Here is a 14,999-nt window from a genome sequence, read left to right on the forward strand (position 1 = left end):
AGCGCAGCGAGCGAGTCATCGGGCACTGTGCGGTGGGGTCTCATGGTGGCGCCGACCGGTGGGAGGCGGCGGCATGAGCAGCCCGGGTTACGGCGGTGGGGACCTGCCCGCGGTGTTCCCGGACTGGTCGCCCTACCAGGACCTGGAGTCGGCGGCGCGGGCCTACCTGCGCGACCCCGACATCGCCCTGGAGGCGCTCGGCGGCGTGCTGCGCGGGGCGTCCGTGCTGGGCTTCACGCTGGAACGCTTCGTCAACGAGGTCAACGGGGTGTGGCAGGAGGTCGTCGTCTGCGACGGCAGCCGGCTCATCCTCTGGCACGGCGAGGACGTGCCGCCGGGGGAGGGGCCGCCCGGGTCGATGACCTCTTCCCTGCGGGTGGTGCCGGTCTCCACGGTCACCGAGGTGGGCTGCCGGCGCCGGCTCACCCGCTCCGAGAGCGGCGCCATCCGGGTCGACAGCATCGACGTCTACCTGCTGCTCAGCTCGCTCGACGAGGCGTCCGCGCCGGAGGAGATGGTCGGCGCGCCGCGGCACGACGCGCTGCGCTTCGGCAAGACCCTCGACGACGGCGGGGCCGGGCAGATCGCCCGGTTGGAGGAGTTCGCCCGGCTCGTCGCCTCGGTGGTCGGCCGTCCGCTCCTGTAGCGCGCAGTCCCCGGGCGGCGTCCCTCCCTCTACCAGGCGCTCCCTCCCCGGCGCGGTGCCCGCTCCGCGGAGCGCTCAGTCGCCGGCGTCGGGGCCGGCCACCTCCAGGCCGTCGCCCGCGCGCACCACGTGGATGCACTCGCCGGGGCACTCCCGCGCCGAGTCGATCACCTCGAGACGCAGGTGCTCCGGCACGTCCACCCGGCTGCCGGGAGCCTGCCGCAGCTCGCCGTCGGCGCCCTTCACGTACGCCAGGCCGTCGACGTCGAACTCGAACACCTCCGGGGCGTACTGCACACAGAGACCGTCACCCGTGCAGAGATCCTGGTCCACCCAGACCTGGAGGTGGTCCGTCGCGACCTCCGCCACCGGCGCACCCCCCATGTTCTCCCGTCCCACGCCCCGACGGTACCGGAACGGCCGCACCGGCCCGGTCGGCCCACCCTTCGCGATCAAGGTTCGGTGACAGGGGCGTTGCGCGGGACCGAATCGCGCTCATAGCGGCTAGTGTTAGGGCAGAACGTTCAAGCCCCCCGGGGAGGTGGGACGTGGCACGCAGTGACGACGCGGACTCGCGCGCCGCACGGTGGGAGAAGGAGGCCCACGATCTCTCCACGCAGGTCGCGTTCCTGCAAGAGGAACTCGCTCTGGTGCGGCGCAAGTTGACCGAAGGCCCCCGACACGTCCGGCAGCTCGAGGAGCGGCTGGCGGCCACCCAGGCACAGTTGGCGCGGCTGACCGAGAACAACGAGCGGCTCGTGAGCACCCTCAAGGAGGCTCGCGCGCAGATCGTGACGCTCAAGGAGGAGATCGACCGCCTCGCCCAGCCACCGAGTGGCTACGGCGTCTTCCTCGCCCGGCACGACGACGGCACCGTCGACGTCTTCACCGGCGGCCGCAAGCTGCGCGTCGCGGTGTCGCCGTCACTCGACGTCGCCGAGCTTCGGCGCGGGCAGGAGGTCCTGCTCAACGACGCGCTCAACATCGTCGACGCGTTCGGCTACGAGCGGGTCGGCGAGGTGGTGATGCTCAAGGAGGTGCTGGAGAGCCCCGGCGGGACGCCCGGCGACCGGGCGCTGGTGGTCTCCCACTCCGACGAGGAGCGGGTGGTGCACCTCGCCGACACCCTGGTCGGCGCCCCGCTGCGCGCGGGCGACTCGCTCATGATCGAGCCCCGCTCGGCGTACGCCTACGAGCGGATCCCGAAGAGCGAGGTGGAGGAGCTGGTCCTGGAGGAGGTGCCCGACGTCGACTACACCGACATCGGCGGCCTCCAGGCGCAGATCGAGCAGATCCGCGACGCCGTGGAACTGCCCTTCCTGCACGCCGACCTGTTCCGCGAGCACCACCTCCGCCCGCCGAAGGGCATACTGCTCTACGGGCCGCCCGGCTGCGGCAAGACGCTCATCGCCAAGGCGGTGGCCAACTCGCTGGCCAAGAAGATCGCCGAGCGGCGGGGCGAGGAGAAGCACACCAGCTACTTCCTCAACATCAAGGGCCCCGAGCTGCTCAACAAGTACGTCGGCGAGACCGAGCGGCACATCCGGCTGATCTTCCAGCGGGCACGGGAGAAGGCCGGCGAGGGCACGCCGGTGATCGTGTTCTTCGACGAGATGGACTCCGTCTTCCGCACCCGCGGCTCCGGCGTCTCCTCCGATGTGGAGAACACCATCGTCCCGCAGCTGCTCAGCGAGATCGACGGCGTGGAGGGGCTGGAGAACGTCATCGTCATCGGCGCCTCCAACCGCGAGGACATGATCGACCCGGCGATCCTGCGCCCCGGCCGGCTCGACGTGAAGATCAAGATCGAGCGGCCGGACGCCGAGGCGGCCAAGGACATCTTCTCCAAGTACATCCTTCCCGACCTGCCGCTGCACCCGGACGACCTGGCCGAGCACGGCGGCGACCCGCAGGCCACCGTGGCGGCGATGATCGACGCGGTCGTGCTGCGCATGTACTCGGAGACCGAGGAGAACCGCTTCCTCGAGGTCACCTACGCCAACGGTGACAAGGAGGTCCTCTACTTCAAGGACTTCAACTCCGGCGCGATGATCCAGAACATCGTCGACCGGGGCAAGAAGATGGCCATCAAGGAGTTCCTCACCTCCGGCCGCAAGGGGCTGCGCCTGCAGCACCTGCTCGACGCCTGCGTCGACGAGTTCCGGGAGAACGAGGACCTGCCCAACACCACCAACCCGGACGACTGGGCCCGCATCTCCGGCAAGAAGGGCGAGCGGATCGTCTACATCCGCACGCTCGTCTCCGGCGGCAAGGGGGCCGAGGCCGGCCGGTCCATCGAGACGGCCAGCAACACCGGCCAGTACCTCTGACCGGCACCGTGCGGTGACGGGGGCCCGGGGTGGGCGCCACCCCGGGCCCCCGTCGTACGCCGCACCCACCACCCGCCGCGGACCGCGCGCCCACGTCGCCCGGCCGGCGGCGGCGACCGCCGCGCCCGCGCGGCGGACCCTCCACACCCCGTGCGGACGGCGCGGCCCCCGCCACGCCCCCGCCCGCCGCACGGACGACTACGCTCGACGGGACGGGGGACCGGACGGGCGAGCGGAGCGAGCAGGTCGATGAGCGTACGACGGATCATGGGCACCGAGGTCGAGTACGGCATCTCCGTGCCCGGTCAGGCCGGTGCCAACCCGATGGTCACCTCCTCCCAGGTGGTGAACGCCTACGGGGCCCGCCCGGAACTCAACCGCGGCGGCCGGGCCCGGTGGGACTACGAGGAGGAGTCGCCGCTGCGCGACGCCCGCGGCTTCACCTACTCCGGCGCCGCGTACGACCCGGCCGAGGCGCTGGCCGACGAGGACCTGGGGCTCGCCAACGTCATACTCACCAACGGCGCCCGGCTCTACGTCGACCACGCGCACCCCGAGTACTCGACGCCCGAGGTGACCAACCCGCTGGACCTGGTGCGCTGGGACAAGGCCGGCGAACGGGTGATGGCCGAGGCGTCCCGCCGGGCCGCCACCATCCCCGGCACCCAGCCGATCCACCTCTACAAGAACAACACCGACAACAAGGGCGCCAGCTACGGCGCCCACGAGAACTACCTCATGCGGCGGCAGACCCCGTTCGCCGACATCGTGGCGTACCTGACGCCGTTCTTCGTCACCCGGCAGATCGTCTGCGGCGCCGGCCGGGTCGGCATCGGCCAGGACGGCGGCCAGAACGGCTTCCAGATCTCCCAGCGGGCCGACTTCTTCGAGGTCGAGGTCGGCCTCGAGACGACCCTCAAGCGTCCGATCATCAACACCCGCGACGAGCCGCACGCCGACGCGGACAAGTACCGGCGCCTGCACGTCATCATCGGCGACGCGAACCTGTCGGAGATCTCCACCTACCTGAAGGTGGGGACCACCGCGCTCATCCTCACCATGATCGAGGAGAAGGCGCTCGGGCCCGACCTCGGCATCGCCGACCCGGTCAACGAGCTGCGCGCGGTCAGCCACGACCCCTCCCTGACCCACCTCATGCGGATGCGCGACGGGCGCCGGCTCACCGCCCTCGACGTGCAGTGGGCGTACTACGAGCGGGTGCGGTCCTTCGTGGACGAGCGCTACGGCAGCGACGCCGACGAGCAGACCGTGGACGTGCTCGACCGGTGGGAGAGCGTGCTGGACCGCCTCGGCCGCGACGTGATGCTCTGCGCCGACGAGCTGGACTGGGTGGCGAAGCTGCGGCTGCTCGAGGGCTACCGGGAGCGGGAGAAGCTCGGCTGGGGCTCGCACAAGCTCCAACTCGTCGACCTGCAGTACGCCGACGTACGCCCCGAGAAGGGCCTCTACCACCGGCTGGTGTCGCGCGGCGCCATGAAGACGTTGCTCAGCGACGAGGAGACCCGCACGGCGATGACGGAGCCGCCCGAGGACACCCGGGCGTACTTCCGCGGCCGGTGCCTCGCCCAGTACGCGTCCGAGGTCGTCGCGGCGAGTTGGGACTCGGTCATCTTCGACGTGGGACGCGAGTCGCTCGTGCGGGTGCCGATGATGGAGCCCGAGCGGGGCACCCGCAAGCACGTCGGGGCGCTCTTCGACCGGTGCGCCAGCGCGAAGGATCTGCTGGAGACGCTCACCGGCGGCTGACCCGTCCCGCATCCACGGGCCCGTCGCGCGACCACAACGGCGCGCGGCGGGCCTTTCGTCGCCCCCGCGAGGTAAGTTTCTCGGAAGAGATCGTTGGAGGAGGCACAGATGGCCACTCGTGACAGCGGCGGTCAGTCGCAGACGGGCAAGTCCCGCCAGAGCGAGGAGATCGAGGACGTCACCACCGAGGCGAACCCGGAGGTCGCCGAGCGGCACGCCGAGATCACCGAGGACGTCGACGACCTGCTCGACGAGATCGACTCGGTCCTCGAAGAGAACGCAGAGGAGTTCGTGAGGGGATACGTGCAAAAGGGAGGTCAGTGATTATACCCGGTCAAAGCGGACATGTCGCTTTGACCGGATGATCAAGGCGGCCCGCCGCCGTTGCCGCGACTGTGGGGAATGGAAGCGGCGCGGCGAGGTCTGTGCGAGCAGCACGCGCCCTGCCACGACCGACGGACGAGGGAGACCAGGCAGCGGCGGTACGGCGGCGATCGCGAGTACCACCCGCGGCGGCCGTACGGCATCGGGCGGAAGGAGTTCGACGAGCTCCTCGCCGAGCAGGGCGGCGTGTGCGCGGTCTGCGGCGTCCCCGATCCGGAACATCTGGACCACGATCATCGCACCGGATGGGTGCGCGGGATACTCTGCTTCAACTGCAACGGTGGTCCTGGCCGGTTCCGTGACAGTCCCGAACGGCTGGCCAGGGCGATCACGTATCTGAGAGGAACCACGTGGCAGCGGGTTTTGATCCATCCGGGCGTCTACCAGATGTGTTCACCAACGCGGGGACGTCCTCCTTCACCTCGTTCCTGAGCAAGGTGGCACCCGAGATGCTGCCCGGCCGACGGCCCCTGCCTCCGGGCATGGCGGCCGACATGGCCCCCCACGCCACCACGATCGTGGCGATCTCCGCCGAGGGCGGCGTGGTCATGGCGGGCGACCGCCGGGCCACGATGGGCAACCTGATCGCGCAGCGGGACATCGAGAAGGTGCACCCGGCCGACGCGTACTCGCTGGTCGGCATCGCGGGCACCGCCGGCATCGGCATCGAGCTGATGCGACTGTTCCAGGTGGAGCTGGAGCACTACGAGAAGATCGAGGGCGCGATGCTCTCGCTCGACGGCAAGGCCAACCGGCTCGCCTCGATGATCCGCGGCAACCTCGGCGCCGCGATGCAGGGCCTCGCGGTGATCCCGCTGTTCGCGGGCTTCGACCTGGCCGCGACGGACCCGGCGAGGGCCGGGCGCATCTTCAGCTTCGACGTGACGGGCGGCCCGTACGAGGAGACCGGCTACGACGCCATCGGCTCCGGTTCGCTCTTCGCGAAGTCGGCGCTCAAGAAGCGGTTCCGGCCCGGGCTGTCGATCGACGACGCGGTCCGGCTGGCCGTGGAGGCGCTCTACGACGCCGCCGACGACGACACGGCGACCGGCGGTCCCGACCTGACCCGTCGCATCTACCCGGTGGTGATGACCGCGACCGCGGAGGGCACCCACCGGCTCACCGACGCCGAGACGGCGGCGATCGCGGAGGCCGTGGTCTCCGCCCGGATGGAGAACCCGGGCGGCTGAGCCCGTCCGCACCGTCAGCAGTCGTCCGCACAGCGCTAAGGAGAACCAGCCGCCGTGGCCATGCAGTTCTACGCCTCGCCCGAGCAGATCATGCGCGACCGTTCCGAGCTGGCCCGCAAGGGCATCGCCCGGGGGCGCAGCGCCGTGGTCCTGAGCTACGAGGGCGGGGTGCTCTTCGTCGCCGAGAACCTCTCCAGCGCCCTGCACAAGGTCAGTGAGATCTACGACCGGATCGGGTTCGCCGCCGTCGGCCGGTACAACGAGTTCGAGAACCTGCGCCGCGCCGGCGTGCGGATGGCCGACCTGAACGGCCTGTCGTACGACCGGCGGGACGTCACGGGGCGGGCCCTCGCGAACGCGTTCGCGCAGACCCTGGGCGCCATCTTCACCGAGCAGTCGAAGCCGTTCGAGGTGGAGATCTGCGTGGCGGAGGTGGGTGCCACGCCCGACGACGACGAGCTCTACCGGCTGACCTACGACGGCTCGGTCAACGACGAGCCGGGCCGGATGGCGATGGGTGGGCAGGCCGAGGCGATCACCGGGGTGCTCAAGTCGGAGCACCGGCCGGACATGTCGCTCGGTGAGGCGGTGCAGGTGGCCGTGCGGGCGCTGGGCAGCGTCGGCGGCGAGGGCGGCGCGGCCCGCACGATAGCGGCGAACCAGCTGGAGGTGGCGGTCCTCGACCGGCGCCGGATCGGGCGGACGTTCCGGCGGATCACCGGGGCGGCGTTGACGTCGCTGCTGGACGGCGGCGCGGGTACGGGGGAGGAGCCGGCCGGCGGTCCGCAGACGCCGACCGTGCCGACGGAGGAGGCGCACAAGCCGACCACGTCGGCCGCCTCGGCCGACCTGGAGCGCCGCGACTCCGACGAGGCCGGTTCCTGACGGGTCCGGCCGGCGGGCGAGCGAGCCGGGCCGCCTGAGCGGGGAGTTTCTCCTCCCGCCGGGCGGTCCGGTTTTCTGCGTCGGCGGGTGTCGGTGATCGTCTCGTCCAACTGGGACGGCCGCGTACGCCGGGTCGATGGACCGCCGGTGACCAGGATCTTCACGGGTGGCGACGTGCCCGGCGGGGCGGCGGCGCCGGGCCGGCGGGCACGGTCGGGCCGCGCCGTCGTGGGTCCGCGGACATGAGCGCTGCCCAATCGGGCTTCCGGGCGGCTAATGTCACACCATGGAGCGGCGAATCTTCGGCCTCGAGACCGAGTACGGCGTCACCTGTACCTACCGCGGGCAGCGGCGGCTCTCTCCCGACGAGGTCGCCCGCTACCTCTTCCGCCGTGTGGTGTCCTGGGGCCGGTCCAGCAACGTGTTCCTGCGCAACGGTGCCCGGCTCTACCTGGACGTCGGGTCCCACCCCGAGTACGCCACGCCCGAGTGCGACTCGGTGGTCGACCTGGTGGCCCACGACCGGGCCGGCGAGCGGATCCTCGAAGGGCTGCTCGTCGACGCCGAGAAGCGGCTGCACGACGAGGGCATCGCGGGTGAGATCTACCTGTTCAAGAACAACACCGACTCGGCCGGGAACTCGTACGGCTGCCACGAGAACTACCTGGTGTCGCGGCACGGGGAGTTCGGCCGGTTGGCGGACGTGCTGATCCCGTTCCTGGTCACCCGGCAGTTGATCTGCGGGGCGGGCAAGGTGCTGCAGACGCCGCGCGGGGCGGTGTACTGCCTGTCCCAGCGGGCCGAGCACATCTGGGAGGGCGTCTCCTCGGCGACCACCCGGAGCCGGCCGATCATCAACACCCGCGACGAGCCGCACGCGGACGCCGAGCGGTACCGCCGGCTGCACGTGATCGTCGGTGACTCCAACATGAACGAGGTCACGACGCTGCTCAAGGTCGGCACGGCCGACATCGTGCTGCGGATGATCGAGTCGGGGGTGGTGATGCGGGACCTGTCGCTGGAGAACCCGATCCGGGCGATCCGCGAGGTGTCGCACGACATCACCGGCCGGCGCAAGGTGCGGCTCGCGTCCGGCAAGGAGATCAGCGCGCTGGAGATCCAGCAGGAGTACCTGGCCAAGGCGACCGAGTTCGTGGAGCGGCGGGGCGGCGACCAGACGGCCAAGCGGGTGGTCGAGCTGTGGGGCCGGGTGCTGCGGGCCGTGGAGACGGGTGACCTGGAGCCGGTGGCCCGGGAGATCGACTGGGTGACGAAGCTGCGGCTCATCGAGCGGTACCAGCGCAAGCACGACCTGCCGCTGTCGCATCCGCGGGTGGCGCAGATGGACCTGGCGTACCACGACCTGCGCCGGGGCCGCGGCCTGTACGCGTTGCTGGAGCGGCGCGGCGAGGTGGACCGGGTGGCCACCGACCCGGAGATCTTCGAGGCGAAGGAGACGCCGCCGCAGACGACCCGTGCGCGGCTGCGGGGCGAGTTCATCCGGCACGCCCAGGAGAAGCGGCGGGACTTCACCGTCGACTGGGTGCACCTGAAGCTCAACGACCAGGCGCAGCGGACCGTGCTGTGCAAGGACCCGTTCCGGGCGTACGACGAGCGGGTCGAGCGGCTGATCGCCAGCATGTGACCGGTGGGCGGTCGGCTCGGCGGTGGCGCGCGCCGTCGAGCCGACCGGCCCGGTAGGCTGGCCGGGCCATGACGACATCCTCGAGTCCCGAGCCTCCCGAGGGCGGCAAGCAGCGCCTGAACTGGGTCGAGCGCCGCCGGGAGAAGATCCGTGCCGAGATCGAGCGCAACCGGCGCGGCGAGTACACGGTGCCGACCTGGGTGCTGGCGCTCGCGTTGGTGCTGATCGTGGGCGGCTGGCTCGCCCTGATCTTCCTAGTCTGACCGCCCCCGCGCGCCCCGCCCCGCGCGCCCCGCCCCCGTCTCCCCGGCGATCTTGCACTTTCGGCCCCTGTTTCGCGGCCTTCGCCCCAAATGCCGGGGCCGAAAGTGCAAGATCGCGGAGAGGGGCGGGGAGCGGCGGGGAGGGAGGGGGAGGGGTGGGCGTGACCCGGGTGGGCCAGGGGTTGGCCCGGGCGGGTCGCCCCGGCGGGTAACCGGCCGGCGTCGCCGCCGCGCGGTCAGCGCCACGTACGACCCCGCGCCGGCGGCCACCGGGACGCCACGACGCGGGAGGCGACGCATGGCCGATGAGACGACGACGGTGCCCCAGCCGCAGTGGGACGGCAGGGGTTGGCTCGACACGGGTCCACGGGACGTGCTGCGGGACCAGCAGAACCCGGATCTGCTGACCCCGCCGCCGACGGACGCGGGCACGCTGCCGAACCTGCGGTTCTCGTTCTCCGACGCGCACACCCGCATCGAGCGGGGCGGGTGGACCCGTGAGGTCACCCAGCGGGAGCTGCCGATCGCCACCGAGCTGGCCGGTGTCGACATGGCGCTGGAGCCGGGCGCGTACCGGGAGCTGCACTGGCACAAGCAGTCCGAGTGGGCGTACGTGCTGCGGGGCAGCTGCCGGATCAGCGCCGTCGACCAGGAGGGGCGCACGTTCCTGGACGACGTGCGGGCGGGGGACCTGTGGTTCTTCCCGCAGGGGGTGCCGCACCACATCCAGGCCCTCGACGAGGGGGTGGAGTTCCTGCTGGTGTTCGACGACGGGGCGTTCTCGGAGAACGGCACGTTCCTCATCAGCGACTTCTTCGCGCACACGCCCCGCGAGGTGCTGGCGAAGAACTTCGGTTGGACGCCGGAGCAGTTGGAGCGCCTGCCGGAGCGGGAGAAGTACATCTTCGCGGGGCAGGTGCCGCCGCCGCTGGAGCAGGACCGGGTGATCAGCCCGACCGGTGACGTGCCGCGGACGTTCAGCCACCGGATGCTGGCGCAGGAGCCGCAGCGTTTCCCCGGCGGCCGGGTCCGGGTCGCGGACGTGTCGAACTTCGCCGCGTCGACGACGATCTGCGCGGCGCTCGTGGAGATCGACCCCGGGGGTCTGCGGGAACTGCACTGGCATCCGACGGACGACGAGTGGCAGTACTACATCTCGGGGCAGGGCCGGATGGGGGTCTTCGCGAGCAGCGGGCTGGCGCGGACGTTCGACTTCCGGGCCGGCGACGTGGGGTACGTGCCGTTCGCGTACGGCCACTACATCGAGAACCTCGGCTCCGAGCCGCTGGTGTTCCTGGAGATGTTCCGCAAGCCGCGCTTCGAGGACATCTCGCTGGCCCAGTGGATGGCGCTCACGCCGGCGCAGGTGGTGGCGGACACGCTCAACCTGCCCCGGGAGATGGTCGAGGCGTTGCCGAAGGTGAAACGGTCGGTCGTGGGCTGAGTCAGGCGAGCAGCGCGGCCGCGTGGCGGCCCGCGGCCGCGGCGGCGAGGAAGTACGCGTGGTCGGCGTCGAGGCCGCGCCCCATGGTGGACAGCGGCACGGTGCTGGCCCGCAGCGCGGCGTCGAGCCCGTCGGTGCGTACCCGCACGATCCGGTGGCGCGCGGCCAGCGGCGCCAGCGCCGCGTCCACCTCGGCGGCGAGCGCCGGGTCGAGGTCGTCGGGCACCACCAGGTCGGCGGGGGCGAGGGCCACCCGGCCGTACGCGGTGAGGCTGTGGTGGGAGACGCCGCGGTGCCGGGGGCGGGGGTCGGCGGCGGAGATGCGCAGCGAGCCGACGGGGCGGCCGCCGAGCGTGGCCACGGCGTTGACGGCCTCGCCGACGGCGACCCCGGAGAAGCCCCAGCGGGTGCCGGTGCCCAGGTTCCCCGGGCCCTGGGCGACGACGGCCACGTCGGCGTGGAGCACGTGGCGGGCGGCGAGCAGCCCGCTGTGCAGGGTGCCCGCCTCCAGGTCGCCGCCGAACGCCTGTCCCACGCTGACGGTGCCCGCCAGCTCGTCACGCAGCCCGGCGAGGGTGCGGGAGAACCAGGCGGGCAGGGCGCCGCCGTCGGTGAGCACGTACGCCACGCGGGCGTGCGGCGCGTCGGCCCGGACGCCGGCGAGGATCGCCGGCAGGGCCGAGTGCAGGTCGGCGGTGACCACCGGCAGGCCGGCGAGGTCCTCGGCGGCCTCCAGCACGGCCCGGTGGGGCGAGGCCTCCTCGTCGACCCCGAGCAGGATCGGTTGCAGCGGGGTGTAGCGGGCCTTCACGAGGTGCCCCGCGTCGCGGGTGTCGGCGGCCTGCGGCGGGTCCGGCGGCAGCCGGTCGGGCAGGGCCACCACGAGGGCGTACCCGCCGGTGCCGAGGCCCATGAGCAGCGCGCCGGCGTTGAGCAGCACCCGGTCGCCCGGCTGCGGCTCGCCGACGAGGTGCGGGTAGGCGAGCGCCCGCATGGTCGTGCCGTCGGGCAGGGCCACGTCCAGTTCCACCGCGCCGGCCCACCGCCGCCGCAGCGCCGACACCGTCCCGGACCGCCATCGCACCATGACGGGCACGCTAGCGGCGCGGCCCGCCGGGGCCGGGCGCGGGGGGTCGCCCCGCGGGTCGCCGCCCGCGGTCAGCGCAGCCCGGGAGGTCGCCCGCCCGCGGTCAGCGCAGCCCGGGAGGGTTGCCGGCCCGCGGTCGGCGCGGCCCGGAACCCCGCCATGCTCCAGTCAGCGCAGCCCGGGGTCCATCGGGCCGTCCTGCAGGGGCGGCTCCGGTCCGCGCTCGCCGCGGCCGGGAAGCGACCCGGTCGGGTCGAGGAACAGGTAGCGGATCTCCGGGTAGCGTTCCCGCAGCCGCCGCTCCGCCTCGTCGGCGGTGGCCTCGATGGCCGCGCCGGTGGCCTCGTCCCGGAAGTCGACCTTGGCGGCGACCAGCATGTCCATCGGGCCGAGCTGCATGGTGAGCAGGGTGTCGATCCGCTGCACCTCCGGCAGGCCGGCCAGGGCGTGTTCGATCTCGCGCCGCAGCCGTTCCGGGACGGCGCGGCCGACCAGCAGCGACAGGTTGCTGTAGGCGAGGGTGGCGGCGACGGTCAGGAGCAGCAGACCGATGAGGACGGACGCGATGCCGTCCCACAGTTCGTCCCCGGTGAGTTCGGACAGGCCGACGCCGGCCCCGGCCAGGAGCAGGCCGATGAGGGCGGCGCTGTCCTCCAGGAACACCGCCTTGAGGGTGGTGTCGGCCGTGAGCCGCAGGTAGCGGCGCGGTGTGGTCCGCCAGCGCCGGGACTCGCGGCGCACCTGGCGTACGGCCCGGGTCAACGAGACCGACTCGATGGCGAACGAGACGGCGAGCACCACGTACGAGACGAGGAAGTTCCCGCTGTGCTCGTGCACGAGGATCGTGGTGACGCCGTGCGTGATCGCGAAGCCGGCGCCCGCCACGAAGGTGAACAGGGCGGCGAAGAACGCCCAGACGTAGCTCTCCTTGCCGTAGCCGAACGGGTGCCGGGCGTCGGCCGGGCGGGCGCCGCGGCGCAGGGCCATGAACAGCAGCACCTCGGTGGTGGTGTCGGCCACCGAGTGCGCGGCCTCGGACAGCATGGCGGCCGACCCGGAGATCAGGCCCGCGACCAGCTTCGCCCCGGCGATGGCGAGGTTGGCGGCGCCCGCGACGACGACGGTGCCGACGCTCTCGCTCTTGACCTCCGGCTGGGCCATGGGGCCACCCTATGGCCAGCGGCGGGCGGTCCGCGCGGCGAGCGGGGGACCGCCCCGCACCCGGTTGGAGATCGGCCGCCGTGGCGGCGGCCTTCGCGTCCACCACACGCCGACCGTGCGGGTGCACGGTTCCGCCGTGGCGGCTGCTAGCGTCTATGCGTGTCCCGTACCCGTACCGAACGCCTGGTCAACCTGGTGATCTGCCTGCTCTCCACGCGGCGCTTCCTGACCGCCGCGCAGATCGCCGCGACCGTGCCCGGCTACGAGCATGATCCGAACGACGCGCGTGACCACGAGGCGTTCCAGCGCAAGTTCGAGCGGGACAAGGCCGAGCTGCGCGAGCTGGGCGTCCCGCTGGAGACCGGCACGACCAGCGTCTTCGACAGCGAGCCCGGCTACCGGATCGCCCGCCGGGAGTACGCGCTGCCCGACATCCCCCTCGAACCGGACGAGGCCGCCGCCGTGGGCATCGCCGCGCGGTTGTGGCAGCACGCCGGGCTGGCCGCCGCGGCCTCGTCGGGGCTCGCGAAGCTGCGTGCCGCCGGGGTGGACGTCGACCCGCAGGCCACGCTCGGTCTCGAGCCGATGGTGACCGTCGACCCGGCGTTCGCGCCGCTGACCGCCGCCGCCCGCGACCGCCGGGAGGTGGCCTTCGACTACCGGGTGCCCGACCGGGACGCTCCGACGCACCGCCGTCTCCAGCCGTGGGGCGTCGTGTGCTGGCGCGGCCGGTGGTACGTGGTGGGGCACGACCTGGACCGGGAGGCGACCCGCTGCTTCCGGCTCTCCCGCGTGGTGGGCCCGGTACGGGTCACCGGCGAGCCGGGCGGCTACGAGCCGCCGGCGGGGGTCGACCTCATCAGCCACGTCGCCCGCTGGTCGGGGCCGGTGGAGCGGACGGGGCGGGCCACCGTGCTGGCCGCGCCGGGCCGGGCCGCCGGGCTGCGCCGCTGGGCGGTGGAGGTCGCCGCCGGGCCCGACGGAGACCGGCTGGCGCTGCCGTACGCGGACCCGGACTCGCTCGCCGCGCACCTGGTCGGCTACGGGCCGGACGTGCGGGTGCTCGACCCGCCGGAGGTGCGTGAGGCGGTCATCCAGCGGCTCAAGGAGTTCGCCGCGCGGCACGACGACCTGGCGGCCGCGGGAGGCCCCCGATGACGCGCCCCGCCGCCCGCGGCGGCTCCCGCACCTCCGCCGACCGGCTGGCCCGGCTGCTCAACCTCGTGCCCTACCTGCTGGCCCGGCCCGGCATCGAGCTCGCCGAGGCCGCGCGGGACCTGGGCGTGACCGAGCGGCAGCTGCGCGAGGACCTGGAGCTGCTCTGGGTGTGCGGGCTGCCCGGCTACGGCCCCGGTGACCTCATCGACATGGCGTTCGACGGCGACCGGGTGACGATCACGTACGACGCCGGCATCGACCGGCCGCTGCGGCTCACGCCGGACGAGGCGCTCGCGCTCGTGGTGGCGCTGCGGATGCTCGCCGAGACGCCGGGGGTCACCAACCGGGAGGCCGTGGAGCGCGCCCTCGCCAAGATCGAGAACGCGGCCGACCTGGTGGGCGCGCCGGTGGAGGTGCGGCTGCCGGCGGACACCCGGCGGGTGGAGGAGCTGCGGGCGGCCGTGGAGGGCGGCCGGGCGCTGCGGATCACGTACTACACGGCGGCGCGCGACGAGACGACCGAACGCACCATCGACCCGCTGCGGATGCTGATGGTCGGCGGCCGGGCGTACGTGGAGGCGTGGTGCCGCCGGGCCGAGGCGGTCCGGCTGTTCCGGGCCGACCGGATCGACGCGGTCACCGAGCTGGACGAGCCGGCCGTCGTGCCGCCGCAGGCCCGCCCCCACGACCTCAGCGAGGGGGTGTTCCGTCCCTCGCCCGACCTGCCGCTCATCACGCTGCGGATCGGCCGCGGCGAGCGCTGGATCACCGAGTACTACCCGTGCGAGCGGGTGGAGGCCGGTGACGGCGACGAGTGGCTGGTCTCCCTGCGGGTCACCGACCTGGCCTGGGCGCGCCGCTTCGTGCTCGGGCTGGGCCCGGACGTGGCCGTGGTCGCCCCCGCCGAGCTGGCCGAGCAGGTCCGGGCGGCGGCGACCGCCGCGCTGGACGCGTACGCCCGACCGGCGCCCACGGCCCGGCGCGACCCGGAACCCGCGGCCGCCGACCCGGCGGTCGCCGCCGGCCCCCGGTAGGCTGA

At 72.8% G+C, this 14,999-nt stretch carries 15 protein-coding genes; 12 read left to right on the top strand and 3 right to left on the bottom strand.

What is annotated here, in order from left to right:
- The first annotated feature begins 73 nt into the window (after nt 1-73).
- Nucleotides 74-646 (top strand): hypothetical protein, encoded by a 573-nt coding sequence (locus tag D7I43_RS04130; protein ID WP_120327005.1) that lies wholly within the window; start codon nt 74-76, stop codon nt 644-646.
- A 75-nt stretch (nt 647-721) separates the two neighbouring features.
- Here the strand turns inward: D7I43_RS04130 and D7I43_RS04135 are convergent, their stop codons facing one another.
- On the bottom strand, nt 722-1,015 hold the full coding sequence (locus tag D7I43_RS04135) for a ferredoxin (RefSeq protein ID WP_120327100.1): 294 nt from the start codon (nt 1,013-1,015) through the stop codon (nt 722-724).
- Nucleotides 1,016-1,194: 179 nt separating this feature from the next.
- Between D7I43_RS04135 and arc the strand changes: the two genes are divergently transcribed.
- The 9 genes from arc to D7I43_RS04180 all read left to right on the top strand — a co-directional run bounded on the left by arc (nt 1,195) and on the right by D7I43_RS04180 (nt 10,554).
- Nucleotides 1,195-2,976, top strand: a complete 1,782-nt coding sequence (gene arc / locus D7I43_RS04140; RefSeq protein WP_120327006.1) for a proteasome ATPase — start codon at nt 1,195-1,197, stop codon at nt 2,974-2,976.
- Nucleotides 2,977-3,225: 249 nt separating this feature from the next.
- A complete protein-coding gene (gene dop / locus D7I43_RS04145; RefSeq protein WP_120327007.1) occupies nt 3,226-4,743 on the top strand; it encodes a depupylase/deamidase Dop in 1,518 nt (505 codons plus the stop codon).
- 108 nt (nt 4,744-4,851) lie between these two features.
- Nucleotides 4,852-5,067, top strand: coding sequence for a ubiquitin-like protein Pup (locus tag D7I43_RS04150; protein ID WP_120327008.1), 216 nt, complete (start codon nt 4,852-4,854; stop codon nt 5,065-5,067).
- A gap of 78 nt (nt 5,068-5,145) precedes the next feature.
- The gene (locus D7I43_RS04155; protein ID WP_120327009.1) at nt 5,146-5,559 is read left to right on the top strand and encodes an endonuclease VII domain-containing protein; all 414 of its coding nucleotides are present in this window, start codon (nt 5,146-5,148) and stop codon (nt 5,557-5,559) included.
- Nucleotides 5,478-6,317 (top strand): proteasome subunit beta, encoded by an 840-nt coding sequence (prcB, locus tag D7I43_RS04160; protein WP_192902055.1) that lies wholly within the window; start codon nt 5,478-5,480, stop codon nt 6,315-6,317. The genes D7I43_RS04155 and prcB overlap by 82 nt, the downstream gene beginning before the upstream one ends.
- A 54-nt stretch (nt 6,318-6,371) precedes the next feature.
- Complete coding sequence (gene prcA, locus D7I43_RS04165) at nt 6,372-7,202, top strand: proteasome subunit alpha (RefSeq protein WP_120327011.1); 831 nt, start codon at nt 6,372-6,374, stop codon at nt 7,200-7,202.
- 286 nt (nt 7,203-7,488) lie between these two features.
- A complete protein-coding gene (gene pafA, locus D7I43_RS04170) occupies nt 7,489-8,847 on the top strand; it encodes a Pup--protein ligase (protein ID WP_120327012.1) in 1,359 nt (452 codons plus the stop codon).
- Nucleotides 8,848-8,915: 68 nt separating this feature from the next.
- Complete coding sequence (locus D7I43_RS04175; protein WP_120327013.1) at nt 8,916-9,110, top strand: hypothetical protein; 195 nt, start codon at nt 8,916-8,918, stop codon at nt 9,108-9,110.
- Nucleotides 9,111-9,408: 298 nt separating this feature from the next.
- Nucleotides 9,409-10,554, top strand: a complete 1,146-nt coding sequence (locus D7I43_RS04180) for an oxalate decarboxylase family bicupin (protein WP_120327014.1) — start codon at nt 9,409-9,411, stop codon at nt 10,552-10,554.
- A gap of 1 nt (nt 10,555) precedes the next feature.
- On the opposite strand, the gene D7I43_RS04185 is transcribed toward D7I43_RS04180, so the two are convergent.
- Complete coding sequence (locus D7I43_RS04185) at nt 10,556-11,641, bottom strand: DUF3866 family protein (RefSeq protein ID WP_120327015.1); 1,086 nt, start codon at nt 11,639-11,641, stop codon at nt 10,556-10,558.
- Between the two features lie 168 nt (nt 11,642-11,809).
- Nucleotides 11,810-12,802 (bottom strand): cation diffusion facilitator family transporter, encoded by a 993-nt coding sequence (locus tag D7I43_RS04195; protein ID WP_120327016.1) that lies wholly within the window; start codon nt 12,800-12,802, stop codon nt 11,810-11,812.
- A gap of 159 nt (nt 12,803-12,961) precedes the next feature.
- Between D7I43_RS04195 and D7I43_RS04200 the strand changes: the two genes are divergently transcribed.
- Together D7I43_RS04200 and D7I43_RS04205 are read left to right on the top strand one after the other, a co-directional pair.
- Nucleotides 12,962-13,960: a helix-turn-helix transcriptional regulator gene (locus D7I43_RS04200; protein WP_120327017.1), complete on the top strand. Its 999-nt coding sequence runs from the start codon at nt 12,962-12,964 to the stop codon at nt 13,958-13,960.
- Nucleotides 13,957-14,994, top strand: coding sequence for a helix-turn-helix transcriptional regulator (locus D7I43_RS04205; RefSeq protein WP_120327018.1), 1,038 nt, complete (start codon nt 13,957-13,959; stop codon nt 14,992-14,994). The genes D7I43_RS04200 and D7I43_RS04205 overlap by 4 nt, the downstream gene beginning before the upstream one ends.
- Nucleotides 14,995-14,999: the final 5 nt, after the last annotated feature.

This window comes from Micromonospora globbae (assembly GCF_003610785.1).
In the GTDB taxonomy this organism is placed as follows: Bacteria; Actinomycetota; Actinomycetes; order Mycobacteriales; family Micromonosporaceae; genus Micromonospora; species Micromonospora globbae.

Bases quoted from the DNA above. Each gene is read 5' to 3' on its own strand.
- D7I43_RS04130 (WP_120327005.1), top strand. From the start codon at position 74: ATGAGCAGCCCGGGTTACGGCGGTGGGGACCTGCCCGCGGTGTTCCCG.
- dop (WP_120327007.1), top strand. From the start codon at position 3,226: ATGAGCGTACGACGGATCATGGGCACCGAGGTCGAGTACGGCATCTCC.
- D7I43_RS04150 (WP_120327008.1), top strand. From the start codon at position 4,852: ATGGCCACTCGTGACAGCGGCGGTCAGTCGCAGACGGGCAAGTCCCGC.
- D7I43_RS04155 (WP_120327009.1), top strand. From the start codon at position 5,146: ATGGAAGCGGCGCGGCGAGGTCTGTGCGAGCAGCACGCGCCCTGCCAC.
- pafA (WP_120327012.1), top strand. From the start codon at position 7,489: ATGGAGCGGCGAATCTTCGGCCTCGAGACCGAGTACGGCGTCACCTGT.
- D7I43_RS04175 (WP_120327013.1), top strand. From the start codon at position 8,916: ATGACGACATCCTCGAGTCCCGAGCCTCCCGAGGGCGGCAAGCAGCGC.
- D7I43_RS04180 (WP_120327014.1), top strand. From the start codon at position 9,409: ATGGCCGATGAGACGACGACGGTGCCCCAGCCGCAGTGGGACGGCAGG.
- D7I43_RS04185 (WP_120327015.1), bottom strand. From the start codon at position 11,641: ATGGTGCGATGGCGGTCCGGGACGGTGTCGGCGCTGCGGCGGCGGTGG.
- D7I43_RS04195 (WP_120327016.1), bottom strand. From the start codon at position 12,802: ATGGCCCAGCCGGAGGTCAAGAGCGAGAGCGTCGGCACCGTCGTCGTC.
- D7I43_RS04205 (WP_120327018.1), top strand. From the start codon at position 13,957: ATGACGCGCCCCGCCGCCCGCGGCGGCTCCCGCACCTCCGCCGACCGG.